The sequence below is a fragment of the Gilliamella sp. B2717 genome (assembly GCF_026536675.1).
Taxonomy (GTDB): Bacteria; Pseudomonadota; Gammaproteobacteria; order Enterobacterales; family Orbaceae; genus Gilliamella; species Gilliamella apicola_I.
Genome location: NZ_JAFNNQ010000041.1, coordinates 1 through 419 on the forward strand (window position 1 = coordinate 1; position 419 = coordinate 419).

Genomic DNA, 419 nt, shown 5'->3' on the forward strand with positions numbered 1-419 from the left:
TGGTGTATCGACTTCTTTTTTACTGGTTGTTAACTCACTCTGTTGTAATGGAAACTTACTCCATGCCTTTGTGGTACTGGCTAAATCTTTTAGATTACCTTTGGTTTTTATTTTATCCTGTATCTCTTTATTATTCTCTATCCATAATGTTTTGGTTTCACTTTTTGATGTTTGAATCTCTATTTGTAACCAGTTGATATTCCGTTCTTTACTTAATATTTTTATTTCCGAACCTTTAAGGCGCTCACCGACTTTTGTATCCGATTCTGATGCTGACGCCAGTAATTTTGCCCCTTTTGATATGCCAACCAATGTTTTATCTTCATCGGGTATTTTACCTGCCTCTGTCTGCGTTTGAGTGATGAACGTCGGCAAATCGTCACAAGTAAAGCATTCAACATGTAAACTTGGTTTATATT

1 protein-coding gene is annotated in these 419 nt (G+C 35.6%); it reads right to left on the reverse strand.

Annotated elements, in window-relative coordinates:
- Positions 1-419: hypothetical protein (locus tag J3U35_RS06455; RefSeq protein WP_267360309.1), on the reverse strand; the 419-nt coding region annotated here is incomplete at both ends.